Origin of the sequence: Corynebacterium singulare (assembly GCF_000833575.1) — a bacterium.
In the GTDB taxonomy this organism is placed as follows: Bacteria; Actinomycetota; Actinomycetes; order Mycobacteriales; family Mycobacteriaceae; genus Corynebacterium; species Corynebacterium singulare.
This window is the reverse complement of record NZ_CP010827.1, coordinates 2,001,004-2,020,724: the sequence shown is the minus strand read 5'-3', so window position 1 is coordinate 2,020,724 and position 19,721 is coordinate 2,001,004. Positions and strand designations below refer to the sequence as shown.

At 60.3% G+C, this 19,721-nt stretch carries 20 protein-coding genes, 1 tRNA gene and 1 other RNA gene; 13 read left to right on the top strand and 9 right to left on the bottom strand.

Translation table 11 applies throughout. The annotated features are described in order from the left end of the window. Positions 1-13 precede the first annotated feature (13 nt). Both CSING_RS09400 and CSING_RS09395 read right to left on the bottom strand, forming a co-directional pair. A complete protein-coding gene (locus tag CSING_RS09400; RefSeq protein WP_042531740.1) occupies positions 14-793 on the bottom strand; it encodes an HAD-IIA family hydrolase in 780 nt (259 codons plus the stop codon). Beyond that, positions 790-1,092: an acyl carrier protein gene (locus CSING_RS09395; RefSeq protein WP_042531738.1), complete on the bottom strand. Its 303-nt coding sequence runs from the start codon at positions 1,090-1,092 to the stop codon at positions 790-792. The genes CSING_RS09400 and CSING_RS09395 overlap by 4 nt, the downstream gene beginning before the upstream one ends. Positions 1,093-1,118: 26 nt before the next feature. Between CSING_RS09395 and CSING_RS09390 the strand changes: the two genes are divergently transcribed. Further along, positions 1,119-2,138: an alpha/beta fold hydrolase gene (locus CSING_RS09390; protein ID WP_042531735.1), complete on the top strand. Its 1,020-nt coding sequence runs from the start codon at positions 1,119-1,121 to the stop codon at positions 2,136-2,138. Positions 2,139-2,368: 230 nt separating this feature from the next. On the opposite strand, the gene aceE is transcribed toward CSING_RS09390, so the two are convergent. After that, complete coding sequence (gene aceE, locus CSING_RS09385) at positions 2,369-5,125, bottom strand: pyruvate dehydrogenase (acetyl-transferring), homodimeric type (protein WP_042531733.1); 2,757 nt, start codon at positions 5,123-5,125, stop codon at positions 2,369-2,371. Between the two features lie 172 nt (positions 5,126-5,297). Here aceE and CSING_RS09380 point away from each other — a divergent pair, with 172 nt between their 5' ends. The 3 genes from CSING_RS09380 (at position 5,298) to CSING_RS09370 (ending at position 7,193) form a co-directional block, all read left to right on the top strand. Then, a complete protein-coding gene (locus CSING_RS09380) occupies positions 5,298-5,735 on the top strand; it encodes a DUF3052 domain-containing protein (protein ID WP_042531732.1) in 438 nt (145 codons plus the stop codon). 101 nt (positions 5,736-5,836) lie between these two features. Further along, positions 5,837-5,909, top strand: a tRNA-Val gene (locus tag CSING_RS09375). A gap of 288 nt (positions 5,910-6,197) precedes the next feature. Then, on the top strand, positions 6,198-7,193 hold the full coding sequence (locus tag CSING_RS09370; RefSeq protein WP_236683957.1) for a tyrosine-type recombinase/integrase: 996 nt from the start codon (positions 6,198-6,200) through the stop codon (positions 7,191-7,193). A 589-nt stretch (positions 7,194-7,782) separates the two neighbouring features. Here CSING_RS09370 and CSING_RS09365 read toward each other — a convergent pair. Both CSING_RS09365 and CSING_RS09360 read right to left on the bottom strand, forming a co-directional pair. Then, the gene (locus tag CSING_RS09365; RefSeq protein WP_042531727.1) at positions 7,783-8,805 is read right to left on the bottom strand and encodes an AAA family ATPase; all 1,023 of its coding nucleotides are present in this window, start codon (positions 8,803-8,805) and stop codon (positions 7,783-7,785) included. Between the two features lie 83 nt (positions 8,806-8,888). Next, positions 8,889-9,362 carry a hypothetical protein gene (locus CSING_RS09360; protein WP_201773948.1) on the bottom strand — a complete coding sequence of 158 codons (474 nt, stop codon included), beginning with the start codon at positions 9,360-9,362 and terminating at the stop codon, positions 8,889-8,891. A gap of 6 nt (positions 9,363-9,368) precedes the next feature. Here CSING_RS09360 and CSING_RS13935 point away from each other — a divergent pair, with 6 nt between their 5' ends. The 3 genes from CSING_RS13935 to CSING_RS13735 all read left to right on the top strand — a co-directional run bounded on the left by CSING_RS13935 (position 9,369) and on the right by CSING_RS13735 (position 11,041). Continuing rightward, entirely contained in the window at positions 9,369-9,518 is a 150-nt protein-coding gene (locus CSING_RS13935) for a hypothetical protein (protein WP_201773947.1), read from the top strand. Between the two features lie 733 nt (positions 9,519-10,251). After that, positions 10,252-10,803, top strand: coding sequence for a recombinase family protein (locus CSING_RS09355; protein WP_042531726.1), 552 nt, complete (start codon positions 10,252-10,254; stop codon positions 10,801-10,803). Positions 10,804-10,870: 67 nt separating this feature from the next. Continuing rightward, positions 10,871-11,041 (top strand): hypothetical protein, encoded by a 171-nt coding sequence (locus CSING_RS13735; protein WP_158407802.1) that lies wholly within the window; start codon positions 10,871-10,873, stop codon positions 11,039-11,041. 220 nt (positions 11,042-11,261) lie between these two features. Here CSING_RS13735 and CSING_RS09350 read toward each other — a convergent pair whose 3' ends face one another. The 3 genes from CSING_RS09350 to CSING_RS09340 all read right to left on the bottom strand — a co-directional run bounded on the left by CSING_RS09350 (position 11,262) and on the right by CSING_RS09340 (position 13,212). Beyond that, a complete protein-coding gene (locus tag CSING_RS09350) occupies positions 11,262-11,501 on the bottom strand; it encodes a hypothetical protein (protein ID WP_042531724.1) in 240 nt (79 codons plus the stop codon). A gap of 231 nt (positions 11,502-11,732) precedes the next feature. After that, positions 11,733-12,710 (bottom strand): SURF1 family cytochrome oxidase biogenesis protein, encoded by a 978-nt coding sequence (locus CSING_RS09345; RefSeq protein WP_042531722.1) that lies wholly within the window; start codon positions 12,708-12,710, stop codon positions 11,733-11,735. Positions 12,711-12,720: 10 nt separating this feature from the next. Continuing rightward, positions 12,721-13,212, bottom strand: coding sequence for a low molecular weight protein-tyrosine-phosphatase (locus tag CSING_RS09340; protein WP_042531720.1), 492 nt, complete (start codon positions 13,210-13,212; stop codon positions 12,721-12,723). Between the two features lie 105 nt (positions 13,213-13,317). Here CSING_RS09340 and CSING_RS09335 point away from each other — a divergent pair, with 105 nt between their 5' ends. From CSING_RS09335 to CSING_RS09320, 5 genes are all read left to right on the top strand, one after another. After that, positions 13,318-14,166, top strand: coding sequence for a Nif3-like dinuclear metal center hexameric protein (locus CSING_RS09335; RefSeq protein WP_042531718.1), 849 nt, complete (start codon positions 13,318-13,320; stop codon positions 14,164-14,166). Beyond that, a complete protein-coding gene (locus CSING_RS09330; protein ID WP_042531716.1) occupies positions 14,167-14,883 on the top strand; it encodes a zinc ribbon domain-containing protein in 717 nt (238 codons plus the stop codon). Next, on the top strand, positions 14,880-16,073 hold the full coding sequence (locus CSING_RS09325; protein WP_042531714.1) for a bifunctional RNase H/acid phosphatase: 1,194 nt from the start codon (positions 14,880-14,882) through the stop codon (positions 16,071-16,073). The genes CSING_RS09330 and CSING_RS09325 overlap by 4 nt, the downstream gene beginning before the upstream one ends. 15 nt (positions 16,074-16,088) lie before the next feature. Next, positions 16,089-16,522: RNase P RNA component class A (gene rnpB / locus CSING_RS13050), an RNA gene on the top strand. 36 nt (positions 16,523-16,558) lie between these two features. Continuing rightward, positions 16,559-17,974, top strand: coding sequence for an RNB domain-containing ribonuclease (locus CSING_RS09320; RefSeq protein WP_042531712.1), 1,416 nt, complete (start codon positions 16,559-16,561; stop codon positions 17,972-17,974). On the opposite strand, the gene CSING_RS09315 is transcribed toward CSING_RS09320, so the two are convergent. Continuing rightward, the gene (locus tag CSING_RS09315) at positions 17,971-19,242 is read right to left on the bottom strand and encodes a galactokinase family protein (RefSeq protein ID WP_042531709.1); all 1,272 of its coding nucleotides are present in this window, start codon (positions 19,240-19,242) and stop codon (positions 17,971-17,973) included. The two genes, CSING_RS09320 and CSING_RS09315, sit on opposite strands and share 4 nt — an antisense overlap. Before the next feature lie 210 nt (positions 19,243-19,452). Between CSING_RS09315 and CSING_RS09310 the strand changes: the two genes are divergently transcribed. Further along, positions 19,453-19,641 carry a hypothetical protein gene (locus CSING_RS09310; protein ID WP_042531708.1) on the top strand — a complete coding sequence of 63 codons (189 nt, stop codon included), beginning with the start codon at positions 19,453-19,455 and terminating at the stop codon, positions 19,639-19,641. Positions 19,642-19,721: the final 80 nt, after the last annotated feature.

Sequence of the window (19,721 nt, the reverse complement as noted above, 5' to 3'; positions counted from 1 at the left end):
TCGTTTCACAGCCCTAGTCCTGAAAAGGATCGAGGATGCGCTCCGAGAGGTCCGCCACGGAATCGATGATGCGCGTCGGGCGGTACGGGTAGCGCTCAATCTCGCGGTCATCACTGATGCCAGAGCGCACGAGGATACTGCGCATGCCTGCCTCAAGGCCCGACTTGACGTCAGTATCCATCCGGTCACCAATCATCACGGTGTTCTCCGAGTGCGCGCCAATGTTGTTCAGAGCGCTGCGCATCATGACCGGGTTGGGTTTGCCCACATAGTAGGGCTCGCGGTTGGTCGCCGCTGTGATGAGTGCGGCCACGGCACCCGTAGCCGGCAGCACTCCCTGCGGTGCGGGGCCAGTGACGTCAGGGTTCGTGGCAATGAAGCGAGCACCATTGCGGATGAGGTTGATGGCCGTCGTGATGGCCTCAAAGGAGTAGGTGCGCGTCTCACCCAACACCACGAAGTCTGCCTCCGTTTCATTGAGAATCCAGCCTGCTTCGTGCAGTGCGGTGGTCAGGCCTGACTCGCCCACCACATAGGCGGTAGACAGGCCCGCCTGGTTCGAGAGGAAAGCTGCGGTGGCCGTGGCCGAGGTCCAAATACGCTCTGCCGGAATGTCCAAGCCAGTGTTCTTAAGGCGGGCGGAAAGATCCCGCGGGGTCGACATTGAGTTGTTAGTCAGCACCATGTACTCGATGTCATTATCCTTCAGCGCCTGGATGAACTTATCCGCGCCGGGAATCATATCTCCTTCCTTGATGAGCACGCCGTCCATGTCGGAGAGATAAGAAATCACGAGTGTTCCTCCAAATAATTAGCAAGTTCGCCCACCGTCTTCACGGAGAGCATTGTTTCTTCAGTCAGCCGCACCCCGCAGGCTTCCTCAAGGCGAATGGCCAGCTCAATGCGCTCAAGCGACTCCACCCCAAGGTCTTCCAAGAGGGCGTTGCGCTCCAAGCCCTCCTCAATTCCCGTGACTTTCGTGATAAGGCGGGTGAGCTCACCATAGGTATCGCCAGCGGAAGCAGAATCGGTGTACTCGGCCGGCTCGGAGCCAAAGCGGGCGGCCAGTTGTGCGGAAAGGTCGTTAGCCATGTGTATCAGTCTAGTATTGAAATGTCATGATTATTCGAGCACGCTCCTCCGCAATCGCCCGCAGCTGGGCGCGCCGCGTTCGCCCGCAGATGCGCCGCGTTGAGCACGGCGTCCATTCCCAACTGCATGATCTCACTACCGAGCCTGGTTTGACGCAGGTCAGCGCCACTGGCTTCGTGGACAACGAGGGCGTGCGCGTGGCCTGGTATGAAGTCGGGCCAGCGGATGCCGAGGTAACCGCGGTCTTTATTCACGGTTACTGTTTGTCGGCGGAGAGCTTCTATTCGCAGGTTGCGGATGTCCGCGCAAACTATCCCTCGGTGCGTTGTGTGCTTGTCGATGTCCGCGGCCACGGCCGCTCCACCCACGTCGCTCCCTCTGAGTGCACCGTGCGGGGCGCAGCCGATGATGTTCTCGCAGTTATTGCTGAGCGCGCCGCAACTGGGCCGCTGGTGGTGATGGGCCACTCCATGGGCGGCATGATTGCGCTCAATCTTCTGCGGCGTGCCCCACGTCAGGTGGCCCAGCGCATCGAGGGAATGCTGTTGGTCTCAACGTCGATGCAGCGCTTTGCTGCCGAGGGAATGGCCCGCATGTTGGAATCGCGGACCCTCGGTGCGATCTACAGTGCCTGCCTGCGCCTTCCCGATCGCATGAATCGCGCGCGCTTCGAGGCAGCAGCGGTGGTCACACCCGCGTTCGCCGCACTCCTGCAAGGTTTCCCGCAGATGGACAGCTTGCAGTTCCACGTCTCCATGCTGCTCGACACGCCGATGTCGAGCTACGCTGGCTTCTTTGATGACTTGGTGGAGCACTCCGAGTTCGGTGCGGCGGCTCGGCTCCGTGATATCCAAGGGGAAATCGTCGTGGGCAACTATGACATCGTCACCCCGAAGCGTCAGTCCGAGGTCATTGCTCGGCATTGGCCCGCAGCAACGTTTACCGCTATCGAGGGTGCCGGACACATGGTCATCCTGGAGGAACCACTCGAGGTCTCTAAGGCGCTGGGCCGTGTCCTTGACCGTGTGCTCGCTAGTTCCCGCTGACGGCGGCTGAGCCCTTTGCTGATAGCGGTCGTGCCCTTTGCTGTTGGCGGCCGAGCCCCGCGCGGTGGCTGAACTGCCCTATCTGCCAAAGTTGTCGCCCCTGCCTCAATTTTTGGAGGAAAAATTGTCAGGTAGGGCAGTTGCCGTTGTGGCTTTGAGCATGAGAATGCCCCTTCTGCCCGAAGCGGGACAGAAGGGGCTGGAGGGCGTGAAGCTTTTAGCCCTAAGCCTTAGTCCTCATCGGAGGAGGCGGCGAAGGTAGCCGTCGGGTCATCGATCTTCAGGTCGCGGGCAGCCTGCTCCACGACGCTACGCTCCACCTTGCCCTCGCGAGCCAGGCCCTCGAGGACGGCGACGACGATGGACTCGGCGTCGTTGTTGAAGAAGCGGCGAGCGCCCTCACGGGTATCGGAGAAGCCGAAGCCGTCCGTGCCCAGGACGATGTACTCGCCCGGCACGTAGGGGCGAATCTGCTCCTGCAGGTCCGTGGCGAAGTCGGAGACACCGATGTACGGTCCCTCAAAGCCCTTGAGCTGGGAGGTGGCGAAAGCCTCGGTCGGGGTGCTGCCCTTCTGCAGGGCCTCCTTGTTGCGGGCAGCGCCATCGCGGGCCAGGTTGACCCACGAGGTGACGGAGAACAGCGAAGCCTTGACGTCGAACTGCTCGGCCAAGATTTCCTGGGCACGCAGCGCCTCATAGACACCGACACCGGAGGCCAGGATGTTGGCCGGGATGGAGCCGGACTCAGCGGTGTTGTAGTGGTAAATGCCCTTGTGCAGGCCCTCGACGTCGAGGTTCTCCGGCTCGGCCGGCTGCTTCACCGGCTCGTTGTACACGGTGATGTAGTACATGATCGGCTCGTTGTCTTCGCCGTACATGCGCTCGATACCGCGCGGAACAAGGTGAGCAATTTCGTAGCCGAAAGCTGGGTCGTAGACCTCAACCGCTGGGTTGGTCGATGCCAGGATCGGGGAGTGACCATCCATGTGCTGCAGGCCCTCACCGGTCAGGGTGGTGCGGCCGGCAGTAGCACCGATGATGAAGCCGCGGCCCAGCTGGTCGCCGGCGGCCCAGAAGGCATCGCCGGTGCGCTGGAAGCCGAACATCGAGTAGAAGATGTACAGCGGAATCATGGCCTCGCCCTGGGTGGCGTAGGAGGTTGCAGCGGCGGTGAAGGACGCGGCAGCGCCGGCCTCAGAAATACCTTCGTGGAGGATCTGGCCGTCAGTAGCCTCGCGGTAGGAGAGCATGAGGTCATGGTCCACCGGCACGTAGTTCTGGCCGCGTGGGTTCCAAATCTTCAAGGTCGGGAACCAGGAGTCCATACCGAAGGTGCGGGCCTCATCCGGGATGATCGGCACAACGCGCTTGCCCAGCTCCTTGTCACGCATGAGCTCCTTGAAGGTTCGAACCAGAGCCATGGTCGTGGCCACATCCTGCTTGCCCGAGCCCTTGCGCACCGAGCGCAGCTTGGACAGATCCGGGGTGGTCAGCGTGGTGAAGTTCTCGCGGCGCTCCGGCAGGAAGCCACCGAGCTCCTTACGACGCTCCAGCATGTACTTGATTTCCGGAGTCTCCGGACCCGGGTGGTAGTAGGGCGGCAGGTACGGATCAGCCTCAAGCTGCTCATCCGAAATCGGGATACCCTGCTTATCGCGGAAGAGCTTGAGATCCTCCAGCGTCAGCTTCTTCATCTGGTGGGTAGCGTTACGGCCTTCGAAGTTGTGGCCCAGGCCGTAGCCCTTAATGGTGTGGGCCAGGATGACGGTCGGGCGGCCGGTGCCGGCGTAGCTCAGAGCCTTGTCATACGCAGCGTAGATCTTGCGATAATCGTGGCCACCACGGCGCAGTGCCCAGATCTCATCATCGGTCATGTCCTCAACCAGCTTGAGCGTGCGCTCATCGCGGCCGAAGAAGTGTTCACGCACGTAGGCGCCATCGTTGGCCTTGAAGGTCTGGTAGTCACCATCCGACGTGGTGTTCATGATGTTGACAAGGGCGCCTTCCTTGTCAGCGTCGAGAAGCTTGTCCCAACCGCGGCCCCACACGACCTTGATGACGGACCAGCCGGCGCCACGGAAGAAGGACTCCAGCTCCTGGATAATCTGCGTGTTACCGCGCACCGGGCCGTCCAAGCGCTGCAGGTTACAGTTCACCACGAAGGTGAGGTTGTCCAGCTCATAGAGGGACGCCATCTGTAGCAGACCACGGGACTCCGGCTCATCCATCTCACCGTCACCGAGGAAGGCCCACACGTGCTGCTTGGAGGTGTCCTTGATGCCGCGGGTCTCCAGGTACTTGTTGAAACGAGCCTGGTAGATAGCATTAATCGGGCCAAGACCCATGGAAACAGTTGGGAACTCCCAGAAGTCCGGCATCAGGCGTGGGTGCGGGTACGAAGGCAGGCCCTTATTCTCACCGCGGGAGTGCTCCTGGCGGAAGCTGTCCATGTCCTCTTCAGTCAAGCGGCCTTCCATGAAGGCGCGGGCGTAGACGCCCGGGGAGGCGTGGCCCTGGAAGAAGATCTGGTCACCGCCGGACGGATCGTCCTTGCCCTTGAAGAAGTGGTTCAGGCCCACCTCGTAGAGCGGGGCAGCGCCAGCGTAGGTGGAAATGTGGCCACCAACGCCAATGCCCGGACGCTGTGCGCGGTGCACCATGATGGCGGCGTTCCAGCGGATCCAACGACGGTAGCGCTTCTCTAGCTCCTCGTCGCCGGGGAATTCCGGCTCGAGGGAGGTCGGAATGGTGTTAACGAAGTCCGTAGACGTCAGGGACGGCAGTGGAACACGCTTGGCGGTGGCACGCTCAAGAAGGCGCAGCATGAGGTAGCGGGCACGTTCCGGATCGGAAGAATCAAGCAGACCGTCGAGGGAATCCATCCACTCGCGGGTCTCCTCCGGGTCGGAGTCGTGCAGGTACGCGGCTACACCATCGCGGACGATGGGGAAGTTGGAGTCGCCGTTGACAGCGTCCAAATCAGCCATTGAATCCTCCTGGTTCGGGGTACAAAGATCTGTCACAAGGATACGCGTCTCTCACTAGGGAGACACGTCGAGGTCCCTTGTGGTGCTTTTACGGGGGAAAATGTCCACTTCTGGGGAGGAATAGGGGTGGTTCAGCGCGAAAATGTGCACGGCAGACGTTAAAATACTCTGCATGACAACGACGACTCCATCGGAAGGAACTCAACACGTGACCGGATCTGCGGCCAAGCTCGGTATCGAGGAGGGGCAGATCGCCCTCGAACTCGGATGGGACGAGGACTGCGATTCCACGATTTCCGAGTCCATTGAAGACGTGCTGGGAGAAGACTTCCTCGACGAGGAGACCGACGAGCTGTGTGATGTCGTGCTGCTGTGGTGGCGCGCTGAGGATGGCGACTTGGTCGATGGCCTCGTGGACGCCACCCGTCCGCTCGGTGATTCTGGCCGAATCTGGCTGCTCACCCCGGGTGCCGGCAAGCCGGGCAACCTTGAACCGGGTGAGATCTCCGAATCCGCACAGCTGGCAGGTCTGGTGCAGACCAAGGCTGAGCGCCTTGGTGAGTGGCAGGGTTCTTGCCTCGTGGCGCGCGGCTACACCAAGAAGCCTTAAACTTTTCACTGCTCAGCGGGCATTCTCGGTGTCGGGGGAGGCCCTGATTTGTTACTGCGGGTGCCCGTAAGCTAATCTTGTGCGAGCGCACCAAGCGCACTGCGGCTTTAGCTCAGCTGGAAGAGCAACTGGTTTACACCCAGTAGGTCGGGGGTTCGATCCCCTCAGGCCGCACAAAACAGCAGGTCAGGCCCCCTTTTCGGGGGTTTGGCCTCTTTGTGTTTCCACCGTATCCCCTGCACAGGGCGATTTCAGTATAACCCAACTACCGACACGTGTACTCCGCCCGCGTACATGTTTCGGGGGAGATGTTGCACGATTATGGCACGGAATTCATGGGGTGCTACGCGCGAACTACCAAGCGGACGCTGGCAAGCGTCCTACCAAGGGCCGGATAAACAACGCTATAAAGCACCGCACACGTTCAGAGACCGGCTAGACGCACTGGCGTGGTTGGCTGCGGTGCGCAAGGAGATTGACCTAGGCGCATGGCAACCACCGGTGGTGAAGAAAGCGCAGACCAAAATTCCTACGGTAGGGGAGATGGTGAGGCACTGGCTGGCGTTGACCAAACCACAGGTGCGGGATTCAACGTACAAGGCGTACGAAGAATTCGTAACAGCACGGGTGTTGGGAAATGAAACGCTGTGCGCTATTCCGGTGGATAAGCTCACGCCGGTGGCCGTCGCGGCGTGGTGGCAGGAGACCGTACAAACGTTCCCGGCATCGAACCACCGCAATGCTAGGGCGTATCACAAGCTAAGGGCTGCGATAGCGCTGGCGGTGGAATACGGTTATCTGCCTACGAACCCGGTGGCGATTAACGCGGCCAGGACACGGGCTAAACCAAAGGCTAAAGAACTTCCAACCACAGCGGAGCTAAGGGCCATTCTGGACAACGTGCCAGAGCGCTACCGCCTCATAACCGTGTTGTGTCTCTTCCATGGACTTCGGATAGGCGAAGCATTAGCCGTGAAGAACAAACACTTTGAATTCGACACCAACGGTGCCAGTGTTCGGGTTGAAGGAAACCTAGTCAGAGTTCCCAACGGCAACGGTGGTGTAAAGATGGCGTTTCATCCTCCTAAGACGAACGCCGGATACCGCACGGTGCCTTTGCTTCGTGAGTTCGTTCCGGTGGTGATTAGGCACCTAAAAACCTTTGCCACGTATCCGGAGGAGTACGCAACGCTTACCGAAGCTGGTGCGGTGGTCTTTGATACTTCGTACCGCAGCGTGTTCAACCGGGCTAAGCAACGCGCCGGGATTGATAAATCCATCACGCCGCACTACGGCCGTAACTTCATCATCACGCGCCTTGCAGAGGCAGGCGCTACCCCTAGGGAGATAGGCCGTATCCTAGGTCAGGAAGACGTATCAACCATTGTTAACGTGTACATGAAGTCAAGGGAGGCCCGGCCAGTAGAGCTTATGCGCCGGGTAGACCTTGACGATTAGCAGTTAGGGCAATGAGGCTTAGGCTCATTGCACAGGACAGTGCGTAGCCCTTCGCAGGTTCATGCTCAGGTCTATCAACTTCCTTCGTGGGAAAGCGCTATTGCTTTCCCCTTCGGAACATTATTAGTCCTTCGTGCCCTAGGCAGCAGCTACCCGCTACTACCTAGTCCACAACCACACCGCCCCCTTCGCAGGTGCTGAACCTGCTCAGGTGGGTAACCTACGTCCCCTTAGGAGCGGGATAACTCCGCTCCCACTGGTCGGTATAACGCCTACGGTAGCGGCATAAGCCCTTATGCCACTCCCTTGGTTCTTAGAGTCCTTCGTGGAGCAGCCCCTAGCCTGCTCCCCTCCGGCGGTCATCGTTCGTACCAACGACCGCCTAAGCCGGTCGATAATACTCACTCTCCGAAGAAAGCGCAGCGCCAAACAGGTTTGTCGCTTAGAGGATAAACGAACGACAGTGAGTGTATAAGGAGCCCGATTTCCCGAATCCCACGCCTGTGACCTGCGGAAACGTAAACCGACGGGAAAACAGTTTCCCGCACAGTAACGCTGTGACCTGCATAAACGTAGAAAACGGGAAAACCTAAGACTGTGCAAATCCCTCCTTCGCATCCCATACCAGAGTGCCCATACCGTTCAGTTTCTTCTTAATCGACTCAACACTGTAGGAACTACCGCGATTGTTCGTGAAGCCGCGCTTGGTTAACTCATACGCCACCGCTTCATACACCGCCTTTTTCGTGGTGGGGCCGGGGATTGATTTAGCAATCTCAGCCATAACAGCCTCTGCCGCGTCTGTGCCAGTCGCTGCCTTCGGTTGCTGCGAATTAACCAAGCTTAACCGTCCGTTGCGGCCTAAGGACACCTTCACGGGGTCATCAAAGCCACCGGTGATATTGCCGTTAAACCGCAGCGTAGTGAACGCTTTGTTACCCGCCATTTTGAAGCCAACAAGATGACGCATAAGGCCAGCGATAGAACTATGCCCGCTCGCAGCCCCTACGGGGTCACCGCTGTAGCCTTTGTTAGCGTGATGCACAAACAGCACAGGGACGTTCGCAGAGTTGAACCTGCTAGCCACGGATAAAATAACCCCAACCGCGTCTAATGAATTAGTGTCCACGCCTCTGCTGGCGCATAGGCCAGGAATGTGGTCAACAACGACTAGAGACAGGTTGCCAGCCTCTGCGGCTGTGTATGAAGCCTCAGGCACTGTACCGCTCGCGGCGGCTTGGTCAATCCATACGCGATTAATGTCAGCGTCTGCGGCTATGAGACGGCCTAGATTCTCCTTCGGGCCATTGGACTCCGTGGTGATAAATAAAACGTTGCCCGGCGCGTTACCGCGCGTTGAATCCACGCCAAGAAACGGCCTGCCGCGTGTGATAGCTGCCGCTACCTCTACAGCGGTCTGAGACTTACCAGACTTCGGTGCGCCAACGAACATGGTGTAGGAATCGCAAAGGATACCGGGGTAAATCCATTCATCTAGGTCGTTGTCGAATAAATCCAACCAATCCTGTGCGGAACGTTCCGGTAGCAGTGAAGAAAAATATTCATCTACCATCGCTTCTATTTCGGCATCTGTATATCCGGTGTTATTCAATAATCCTCCTTTACATCGAAAACTAGTTGCCCATGCCTAAGGCCCGGTGCAGGGCATCCACACCGGGACAGTCAAAGCAAGGCTTAGGCCATGGCGAACGTCTTAAGCCACTGGCAGTAGCCCATCTGCGGCGGCGTAACCGCGTCATCCTCCGTGTTGGCGAACTCAACACGCGCCGGGACAAGGGGTGTGCCGGAATCGTCAACACCGGCCATGCCATCGCCTAGACCGGCGTAGGAGGCAATCGGGGCCAGGTGCTCCGGTGCGTTGAGATACCGCGTTACCGCGCGGTGGTCGTGCTTATACCCGTTGTACGAAGCGGCTGCAGGCACGATATTTCCGGCTGTGTGGCCAGCGCTGCCCTTAATCGCCAAAGCTTCAATATGGTCAAGCTGACGCGTGTTCGGTAGGCCAGGTTCGCGGGTTAAAGCAACGCCGGTGTAATAACACTTCCACGGGTCAATACCGTTGCGCTCCCACGTATGTAGAAGATGCTCGACAGTGATCTTCCTGCGGCGTCTGCCTGCCCTCGTGGCACGCTTGAAACCGTTATCCAATGCGCCTTGCAGTCCGTCGTTGCGGTTGTGACGCTCACGGGCACTGGCGTTGCGGCAGTCCTTGCACCGGCCAGCTTTGCCGTCGGCTCCGGTGCGGTCGTTATCAAAGCCGGATTCAAGGGGCTTTATCTCACCACAGCGTGTGCACTGGCGTAGTCCAATTTCTACCAACTCCGTCCGGCGTGCACGGAATTCTGGCGTAGCAATAAATCTCGAAATCTTTAAATCTTCCTCTCTCAAAGCGGAGGCGCTTGCGCAAACTCAGTGCATCGACTAAGGTTGCTACCAACGCCCTCAGGGTGAACAGACCAAACTCAGAACTAAAAAAGACCAACCCGTCAAGTAGTAGCTTGCCGGGGGTTTAGGCATTTCTGAGCACCCCTCAGTATGCCCTATGGCACACGCCGCTGTCAAGTTTGTTGACGAATTAAATTCATCGACTTCGCAACCCCGGCACGGGCGTGCGGGCGCTATACGATTCGGTCGGCTATGCGGGGGCGGGGGCATAGCCCCTGCCCCTATCGGGCACCTGCTTGAAGTGCGAGAGAGGCCCGCAGCTTCGTAAACCGCACAAGGGGGCTGTGCCGTTAGCGGGGGACGCTAGCGGTGTGGCGGCTCCTTGTCGTTGTTGTCCGTGCCAAAGTGCAAGCCTAGGTGTTGCAATCCCAACTCAGCCACAAACTTGCGGCAAAGCCTGCCCAATCCACACCCAGTGTGTGCGGTAGTCCCTGCGAGGGTGTCCGATAGGCTATACCCCTGCGGACACCGGGGGCGGTGCACGTATCCCCTGTACGATAGGGTGCCAATCCCCATTTATTGACACTGTGTACGCCGGGTTATAGACTCCAACGTACACCCCGGTACACTCTCACAAAAGGACACAGGCACAATGTCAATAATCGGATACCAGCGCGTTAGTTCTTACGGCCAGAACGAAGAACGCCAGTTATCAGACGTAGACGTAGACGAAATGTTTACGGACAAGGCCAGCGGCAAAGACGCAAACCGCCCGCAGCTTAGTGCTGCCATCCGCTACGCCCGCAAGGGGGACGTGTTCGTAGTGCACTCTATGGACAGACTCGCCCGCAACATCGTTGACCTGCGCGGGATAGTGGAAGAACTAAACACCAAAGGCGTTGCCGTCCGGTTCGTGAAAGAAAATCTCGTCTTTACTGGCGAGGACTCTGCTATGAATAATCTTTTGCTCAACATGCTTGGTGCAGTAGCGGAATTCGAGCGCTCACTAATCAAAGAACGCCAACGTGAGGGTATCGCCATTGCAAAGGCCAAAGGAAAATACAAGGGTCGTAAACCATCGCTAACCTCGTCACAGGTTAATGAAGTTGTAGAACTTAAGGCCGCTGGCGTATCAATCGCAGAAATCGCCCGTCGCTACGGGGTTTCACGTCCTAGCATTTATCGTGCTTTGGAGAATAGCTAAATGCACCGTACGCGGGTTGTGTCGGGTAATATGAGCAGGTCTCTGTCTCCAAAGCAAAGGAATTTACATGCTCACTAACCTAATGGAACTACTTATCAATAATCCGGAAATGCTTAATCCGGAGAGTCTCAAAACTCTCGCTGGCGTCTTTTTCGGTGGCCTAGCGGCAATTGTCCTTGCCGTTGGTTCCAGCGCAGCAGGCCCGGCCCTTCTTATGTCGTCTATGGCAGGCGCATAAGTCTACAAAGCCAGAAACGCCCCGGTACCTTGAAAAAGGACCGGGGCGTTCGTGTTCCTAGGCTACGTAGACCTGTGTCGCTGTAGTTCCGGAAACGCTGGTACTAATCCGCGTCATATCTTGGCTAGCTATCCATTCGGTTACAGACGCTGGTACATGCTTTGGATACGGCAATTCGTAGGTAAGACGAACACCGTTGGCTAGCGTTTCGAGTTTGTAGTTAAACACCGGGGATAAACCACCTCTCACGCTCACGGCCAGAAACGAAATAGTCGTTATCGCTTTCGTCATCGTGCAGCACGCACAGCCCGGCGCGCCGGGCGTATTCCAGCACCGGGGACACCAACGGGTGCCAGTCTTTCAGCACAGCATCATGCGATAGCTGTAGCCGTCCTTCCACGGTGTTCACGCTCACTAAGAACGGGATACTTAGCCCGTCCATCTTCGTCGCTGTATCCATTACAGGCGCTCCTTATTCGAGTTATTGCACGTTTGTTGCACGCGCAGGGTTTGGTAGAGTTTCTACCCAGTGCAGGAGCGCTAAAAACACCGCTAAACAGTGCGTTTACCAACAGGGATAAACCACGGGTTCGATCCCCTCAGGCCGCACCATGTGAGGGCCACTTCCTACACTGCTAGGACGTGGCCCTTTCGCGATCTCACGGCTGTCCCACGGGGGACGGGGGTGACGCTAGAAGCGGTCTTGGCCGCGGTTGCGGATCTTTTCGTAGAAGTCCGGCTTGGAGGAGCCGTAGCGCGAGCGGGAACGGCGCGAGGAGGAAGCAGGGGAGGCCGGTGCTGTGGGCTGCGGTGCGGCGTCGGTAGACACCGCGGACTCAGCGGACTCAGAGGGCGCAGGTGCGGAGTCGGAGGCAGACTCCAGCTCGGCTGTGGTGGGGCCGTCTACAGCGGCTGCAGCAGCGGCGAGAGCAGCTTCCTCCTCACGGGCACGGCGGCGCTCCCGAATTTCTGACCAGACGAAGTAGGCCAAGCCCAGGGGTGCCATGATGCCGAAGGCGATCCACTGGTATCCGTAGGACAGGTGGTTTCCGCGGTCGAGCTTCGGCACTGGGAGAGCGTGAAGCTCGCCGGGCTGATCCGGGGAGAGTTGGAGGTAATCGTGGGCTAGGGGGACGCCGACAAGCCCTGCGATCTGCTCCGTATTGATGGAGTAGACCTGCGTGTAGCCCTGCTGCTCCGTGGGGGCAGACGTGTGCTGGGGTTCGTCCGTACGGGCCATGGCCACGATGGTGACGTTCTCACTGGGGGCCTTATCGATGTGAGGGACGGCGTTGCCCTCATCGGTGGGCATCCAGCCGCGGTTAACCAGATAGGTCGTGCCCGAGGTGCTTTCAAACGGGACGAGGGACTGGAAGGCGGGGCTCGAGCCCACTGGGCGCAGGCGCAGCAGTACTTCCTGATCCGGCAAATAGTGGCCGGTGACCTCAGCGCGGGTCCATTCCTTGTTCAGCGTTCCCTCAGCGGAGAAAACATCCTCGATCGGCTGCGGGTCAGACTCATAGGCCTCTTCGATGAGGTGGTTGCGTTCCACAATCTGATCATCCTTACCCAGCTGCCATGGTGCGAGCACCGTGAAGGCGAAGTAGGTAAAGGCGACGACAGTGATGAGCAGGATGACCCACCCAGGCTTGAGGAACGTCTTCAGCATGAGGACCAGTCTAGTCGCGCTGCTCGCGAATCCACTCGAGTAGGCCCGGCACGGACGCGTCGATCTCCTTGCGGGTGCGCTCAAAGTCCTCGTCAGTGCCGTAGAACGGATCCTCGACGCTGGCGTCCTCAGGAGAGTTCGGGTCGAAACTGCGCATGAGGCGCACCTTGTCCTGCGGGATGCCGCGCTCAAGGAGGGCATCGCGGTGGCCAGTGTCCATGGCTACGAATAGGTCGGCGTCCATGTGCTCCTCACCGAGCTGGGAAGCGCGGTGATTGGCACCATCATGGCCGCCGCGGCGCAGCTCTGCCACGGCGCGCTCATCGGCTCCCTGGCCAACGTGCCAGCCGCCGAGACCACACGAGGATACGCGGGCAAGGAGGTCGAGCATGTCGGTCTCCATGGCATCGCGGGTGATGATTTCAGCCATGGGGGAGCGGCAGATATTGCCAGTGCAGACGAATACGATGTGGAGCTGGTTGTCGTTCTCCGGAGGCGTCATGGAGGGGACTCCTTAAGATATCGAGGGTGCGCTGGCGAACGAAAGCTAGGATATAGCAGCAACGCGACTGACGTGAAACCCACCTTCAACAAAGGAGCAAACGAGATGGCAGAACGCACGACCGTCGGTGACATCCGCCGCGTCATCCACGAGGCATACCCGCCAGAGCTCGCCGAGTCCTGGGATGCCGTGGGCCTGGTCTGCGGTGACCCCACGGACGAGGTGAGCACCGTGGCCTTCGCCCTTGACTGCACCCAGGAGGTGGCGGACAAGGCTGTGGAACTTGGTGCCCACATGCTCGTGGTGCATCACCCGTTGCTCATGCGCGGGGTGACCTCGGTTGCTGCTGATACCCCGAAGGGCAAGGTCATTCACACCCTCATCCGCAACGGTGTTGCATTGCTCTCGGCCCACACGAATGCGGACAAAGCGCGCCCAGGTGTCAATGACAGACTGGCAGAGCTCGTCGGCATCACGCCGGGTCGCCCTATCGTGCCGGTGGAACCTTATGACGACCTCGAGGAGGCGTTGGGGCTGGGCCGCGTGGGCGAGCTGCCGGAGGCCATCACTCTGCGCCAGTTCACTCAGCGAGTAGCCGATGCCCTTCCGAAAACCGAATGGGGTGTCCGTGCCGCCGGGGACCCGGAGCGGATGGTTAAACGAGTGGCCGTCTCTAGCGGTTCGGGTGATTCCTTCCTCGATAAGGCGGCGGCACTGGGCGTGGACGTGTACGTCACGTCTGACCTGCGCCATCACCCGGTGGATGAGCACCTGCGCGCGGCCGACCTGGCAGATCCGGAGGGCCCGGCCGTGGTGGATACCGCCCACTGGGCCAGCGAATTTCCCTGGACCGTGCAGGCACGCGATATTGTGGAAGGCGCATTGCGCGTGAATACCGAGATTATTGATCTCCGCACCGACCCTTGGACGATTTCTGCGCAGAAGGAGAACTAAATGAAACTGTCACAGGACCTGCAGCAGACCTTGCTCGAGCTGGCCACCCTGCAGCGCACACAGGCGCTCGGTGGACCGACCACCATCCCAGAACAAGAGGAGTACGAGAAGGCACAGGCCGCACACGCCCGGCTTGTCGACGCCTCCGGCTCCGCCCAACTCGCCGTCGATGACATGGAGCTGGAAATCCTCCGCATCCAGGCCGATGAGCGCAAGCTGCGCCAACGCGAGCGCGATGACAAGGCACAGCTCGGTGCGGCGACAGACCCAGAACAGCGCAAGGACCTGGAGCACGACCTGTACGCGGCGAAGTCCCGTATTGCTGATCTCATGAGCGAGCTGCAGGAAGCCCACAACGAGATCCATGCACTGCGCGCCAACCTGGACGTGCATGGCGCCAAGGTCTCCGACTCCGAGCGCAAGCTTGAGGTACTCAAGCGTGCGGCCGAGGCAGCGAAGGAAGCTGCTGATAACCAGCCGGACCCGCAAGAGCGCATCAACGAGCTGCGCGAGCAGTTGCCTGCTGAGGTCATTGAGGACTATGACACCGTCCGCGAGGAGAACGGCGTGGGCGCCGCTGCCTTCACCGGCCGCGCCTGTGGCGGCTGCTTCATCGTGCTGCCTCCGGCTGAGCAGAATGCTGTGCGCAACGCGGCTGCCGACGTTGTCCCGCAGTGCAGCGACTGCGGCTCCTACCTCGTGCGCCCTGCCTCATGAAACTCGTCATCTTTGCTGATGGCGGTTCCCGCGGCAATCCCGGCATCGCCGGCTCCGGCACTGCGGTCTACAACGACGACCGTTCGCAGCTGTTACGGGAAATCGCCTACGTTGTAGGCCAGAAATCCACCAACAACGTGGCCGAATACCACGGCTTGCTGCGCGGCCTTGAGGCTGCCGTGGAGATGGGCGCGGACGAGGTGGAGTTCTACATGGACTCCAAGCTCGTGGTGGAGCAGATGAACGGGCGCTGGAAAATCAAGCACCCAGACATGCAGAAGCTCGCCATTGAGGCCCGCCGTCTGCTTAACCAGATTGGCAGTTACACCCTCGACTGGGTTCCGCGCGCACAGAACAAGGTGGCTGACGAGCTCTCCAACGTGGCGATGGATGCCGCCGCAGCCGGTGAGCCTGTCGGCATCGTCGGTCCAAAGAATTCTGACGCTGCGGCGACAACCGATGACACCGTGGGCGAGGAACCGGTGGGCGAGGAGGGGACGTCGGAAAGCACGGCGACCTCCACTGAGCCGGCCATAGGGCCTACTACGGTGTCCGACTGGCGCCCCGACACCGGCCCCGCGACCCGGTTTATCCTGCTGCGCCACGGCCAAACAGCCATGTCCGCTGCCAAACAGTATTCCGGCCGCGCCAACCCGGAGCTCACCGATCTGGGTAAGAAGCAAGCGCTAGCAGCCGCCCAAGCCTTGGCCGATACCCACATCGACGCAGTCGTGTGCTCTCCACTGCGCCGCTGCCAGCAGACGGCCTCCGCGGTGGTGGAGGGCCGAGACCTGCGCGTTGAAACTGTGGACAAGCTCATCGAGGTCGATTTCGGACGTTGGGAAGGCAAGACTTTCGCTGAGGCCGATGCCGCCGCCCCCGAACTCCATGCCCAGTGGCTCACGGATACGTCCGTGGCCTGCCCCGGCGGTGAATCCCTGCGCGCGGTGCATCGCCGCGTCAGTGCCGCCCGCCGTGACCTGCAGAAGCGTTACGAAGGCAAGACGGTGCTCGTGGTCTCCCACGTCAACCCCATTAAATCCTTCATCCGCCAAGCACTCGACTCCGGCCCGCAGACCCCGAACCACCTCTTTTTGGGGCTGGCGTCCTTGAGCGAGGTTGAGTTCTTCGCAGAGGGCGGTGTCCTGCACCGATTCAACGATGTGGGGCATCTGGGCGCGCTGGGATAAACTAGCACCAGCGAATGAGCCGACCGGGTAAACGCGTCCTAGCGAACCGGCCCCCATGTGTGGGGCTAGGCGCGGGCCGAGGAAAGTCCGGACTCCACAGAGCACGGTGGTTGCTAACAGCAACCCGGGGTGACCCGCGGGCAAGTGCAACAGAGAGTAGACCGCCGCGCACTCCGCTACGCTTCGGCGCGGCGAAGTGGAGCGGTAAGGGTGAAAGGGTGCGGTAAGAGCGCACCAGCACCGTCAGCGATGGCGGTGGCTGGGTAAACCCCACTGGGAGCAAGGCATCACGGCCTGCCACGAATGCGGGCCCGATCAGACGTCAGTAGGTTGCTCGCCGAAGTCTGAAGGTAGCTGCTTGAGCCAACTGGCAACGGTTGGCCTGGATGGATGTTTACCGCCGCGCCGCGTGCGCGGTACAGAATCCGGCTTATAGGTTGGCTCATTCGCTCCTACACGTTAATTTTTTGGAACAATGGGGCGGCATGAAGCTTTATGCCGCACCGTTGGATTTCCGCGCCATCGCGGAAGAATTTTCCGTCCCCACCGACTTCCCGTCTGAGGTTTCCGCACAGGCCGCCGCCGCGCAGGATCGCTACGCAGACCAGCGTCGGGACGCCCGGGACATTCCCTTCGTCACCATCGATCCGGCCGGTTCCATGGACTTGGACCAGGCCGTGTTCATTGAGGCCCGCGACGGCGGTTACCGCGTGCTTTACGCCATTGCGGACGTTGCCGCCTTCATCGAGCCCGGCTCAGCTTTAGAAGAGGAGTCTCTCAAGCGCGGGCAGACCATTTATCTCCCCGATGACCCAGCGCGGCTACACCCGGCGGAGCTCTCAGAGGATAGGGCCTCGCTGCTTGCCGACGTCGACCGGCCCGCCGTCCTCTGGACCTTCGACCTCGACTCCGCCGGTGAGGTAGAGGACTTCTCGGTCGAGCGCGCCCTCGTGCGCAACCGCGCACGCCTTGACTACGACCAGGTCCACGAGGATCTAGAGAACGGCACCTTGCATTCCTCCATCGCATTGCTGCCACAGGTGGGCAAGCTGCGCCAGGCTTCCTCTTTGCGTCGAGACGCGATCAACCTGCGTCTGCCCTCCCAGCGGGTCTCCGAGACATCTGACTCGGGGCAGGCTGAGGAACAGGGACACTACGAGCTCATTATCGAGCCGCGCTATGAAGTCATGGACTACAACTCGGAAATTTCCTTGTTGACCGGCATGTGTGCGGGCCGACTCATGGAATCCCACGGCGTCGGTTTCCTGCGCACGTTGGCCGCTGCCACACCGGAGGCTGAAGCCGAATTCCGTTCCGAAGCTCAAGCTCTGGGCTTCTCGCTGGAAGGGCAGTCCATTTCAGAGTTCTTGCACTCTGTCGATGCTGATTCGCCCCGTGGCATGGCGGTCATGCGTGAAGCCCAACGCCTCTTGCGCGGCGCGGATTATGTGTGGCTGGAGGAATCCCCGGCTGATGTCCACGCTGGCATTGGTGGGTACTATGCCCACGTCACGGCGCCGCTGCGGCGCCTCGTGGATCGTTTCGCTACCGAGGTCTGCTTGGCGCTCAGCGGCGGCTACGAGATCCCGGAGTGGGTTCGCGAGCGCGCTGCTGCGGTCATTTCCACGATGCGCTCGACATCGCAGCTGGCCTCCCAGGTGGACAGGGCCTGCCTCAACCTCACGGAGGCTACCGTCCTCGCACCGTGGGAGGGCACGAACTTCGACGCTGTTGTGCTCGACGGCAGCGAGAAGCGCGAGAAGGCCCGCCTCTTTGTACTCGAGCCTCCTGTGATGGGGGAGGCCGTGGGCCAGCCCGCAACCGGCAGCGAGACCACCGTGTCCCTCGTCAAGGCCGATGTAGCGGAGCGCGACGTACTCTTCGCTTGGCCGGCCGACTAGCTTTCGGTCACTGCCGGCGCGCCCGCGTTGAGCGGAACCACAAGCAAGCCATCTTCCGCCAAATCAGCGGCGAAGTTGGTGGCCTTGGCAGCAGGAACATAGGCGATGACCGCCGTCGACGTTCCGGCATGCGCCGAACGTGCTGCCACAGCACCGCGGGCGGTGGCCAGCTGGGCGAGCTTTTCGGCAGAGTCGAAGCCGTACACCGTAGCCAACGCTGACTGTGACTGCGTCAGCAGCGGGAAGAGTTCCATTCCGCGCCGGGACCGCAGCGCACGGGCCAGGCCCTGGGCACGATCGGTTTCCTCTGCGTAGAAAGTCAGCCATGCGGTGGCCTGGGGAATCGTGGGCTGATTTTCTGGCCCGTGGATTTTGTGGACGGCCGCCAGCCAGTCGAGAACGCGCTGCGGTGCGTCCGGCAACAGACGCAGCGATTCCGTGCCGAAGGCGCGGCAAGCGTCATCCACGAAGCGCTCGCGGGTGCGGATATCGGCGATAGCCTCTTCGCAGTCGAAGTCACCTGGTACGGCGAGCACACAAGCTGCTAGGTCCTGGTTGACTGGGTGCGGAGCCTGCGTGACGGAACCATCGGCATAGTCGATGATGGTGATGGATTCACCAGTTCCGCGCAGCGCTGCGGAATGGCGGGCGCGCAGAGCCGGGAAGTGTGCGAAAGTCCCGACCGCTTGCGAGCAGACCTCAGCCAGACGCGCGCGCAGCGGGGCGTCGTGCGGATCGTCAGCGCTGCCCAGCAGAGCGAGAGCCGTCGCGATGTCGATCGCTGCTGCCGCACCCAGTCCCGCGTTATCTGGGATGTCGGTGACCACCGTGATGTCCGCGCCGGTGGTCTCGCGGGAGAGCAGCTGGCGGGTGATCATTGTGTGGATAATGCCGCCCAAACGCGCGGCAAGGCCTCCTGCCGGTGCCGGGGGTTTCACCGGCTGGCCCTCAGAATCAACGCTGGGCTGCTGTTCAGCGGCGAGGGCGGAGACCTTATCCAACGTGATGAAATCCTCGGTCGTGCTGCCGTCAGCGTTGAGGCAGCGAACGGTGACGGTGCCGTCGTCACGTGGGCTGACTCCTACCGCTGCGCGCAGGTCCGACAGCCCCATGATGGCGATGCCGCCGTAGTGATCAATGTGCTCACCAATGAGCGACCACGTGGCTGGGGCACTCGCAATGTGAGCGGGCTCGGTACCGACGTTCTCATTGTGTGCGGTGCGTACGCGGTCGATGACCGGCGTTGAAGGGGCGGTCCACAGGGGCATCGGGGAAGTACTCCTTTGCTGGTGGCGGTATGTTCTCTGCGGCTGGGCAGGAGAGAGTGACCTGTTCATTCTAGCCGCATGGCTCACGAGGGGTCTGTAGTGTGGGGTGCATCGAATCGACGGTGCACTTTTCCGGTGACCGAAACCGGAGAGGTCTCCGCATTCCCCGATTCACAACGTAGAGATACGAGTCTCAGAATGGAGAAAACAATGGCTGACGCTGACAACAAGTGGTTCTATGACCCATCTACCGGTGAGGTTACCCAAGGCAAGGTTTCTGGCTGGGAGAACCGTATGGGCCCGTATGACTCCCGTGAGGCCGCCGAGCACGCCATCGAGATTGCTAACGCTCGTACCGCGGCTGCCGATGCCGAGGATGAAGCTGAAGACGACTACTAGAGGTCACAGCCACAGGCGCCACTGCCACAGGCGTCACTACTGACAAACACCTGACCCCGCTGCTCTCCATCAGGTAGGCG

Excerpts from the sequence above, each read along its gene's own strand:
- CSING_RS09395 (WP_042531738.1), bottom strand. The coding sequence starts at position 1,092 with ATGGCTAACGACCTTTCCGCACAACTGGCCGCCCGCTTTGGCTCCGAG.
- CSING_RS09390 (WP_042531735.1), top strand. The coding sequence starts at position 1,119 with ATGATTATTCGAGCACGCTCCTCCGCAATCGCCCGCAGCTGGGCGCGC.
- aceE (WP_042531733.1), bottom strand. The coding sequence starts at position 5,125 with ATGGCTGATTTGGACGCTGTCAACGGCGACTCCAACTTCCCCATCGTC.
- CSING_RS09380 (WP_042531732.1), top strand. The coding sequence starts at position 5,298 with ATGACAACGACGACTCCATCGGAAGGAACTCAACACGTGACCGGATCT.
- CSING_RS09355 (WP_042531726.1), top strand. The coding sequence starts at position 10,252 with ATGTCAATAATCGGATACCAGCGCGTTAGTTCTTACGGCCAGAACGAA.
- CSING_RS13735 (WP_158407802.1), top strand. The coding sequence starts at position 10,871 with ATGCTCACTAACCTAATGGAACTACTTATCAATAATCCGGAAATGCTT.
- CSING_RS09350 (WP_042531724.1), bottom strand. The coding sequence starts at position 11,501 with ATGGATACAGCGACGAAGATGGACGGGCTAAGTATCCCGTTCTTAGTG.
- CSING_RS09345 (WP_042531722.1), bottom strand. The coding sequence starts at position 12,710 with ATGCTGAAGACGTTCCTCAAGCCTGGGTGGGTCATCCTGCTCATCACT.
- CSING_RS09340 (WP_042531720.1), bottom strand. The coding sequence starts at position 13,212 with ATGACGCCTCCGGAGAACGACAACCAGCTCCACATCGTATTCGTCTGC.
- CSING_RS09335 (WP_042531718.1), top strand. The coding sequence starts at position 13,318 with ATGGCAGAACGCACGACCGTCGGTGACATCCGCCGCGTCATCCACGAG.
- CSING_RS09330 (WP_042531716.1), top strand. The coding sequence starts at position 14,167 with ATGAAACTGTCACAGGACCTGCAGCAGACCTTGCTCGAGCTGGCCACC.
- CSING_RS09325 (WP_042531714.1), top strand. The coding sequence starts at position 14,880 with ATGAAACTCGTCATCTTTGCTGATGGCGGTTCCCGCGGCAATCCCGGC.
- CSING_RS09320 (WP_042531712.1), top strand. The coding sequence starts at position 16,559 with ATGAAGCTTTATGCCGCACCGTTGGATTTCCGCGCCATCGCGGAAGAA.
- CSING_RS09315 (WP_042531709.1), bottom strand. The coding sequence starts at position 19,242 with ATGCCCCTGTGGACCGCCCCTTCAACGCCGGTCATCGACCGCGTACGC.
- CSING_RS09310 (WP_042531708.1), top strand. The coding sequence starts at position 19,453 with ATGGCTGACGCTGACAACAAGTGGTTCTATGACCCATCTACCGGTGAG.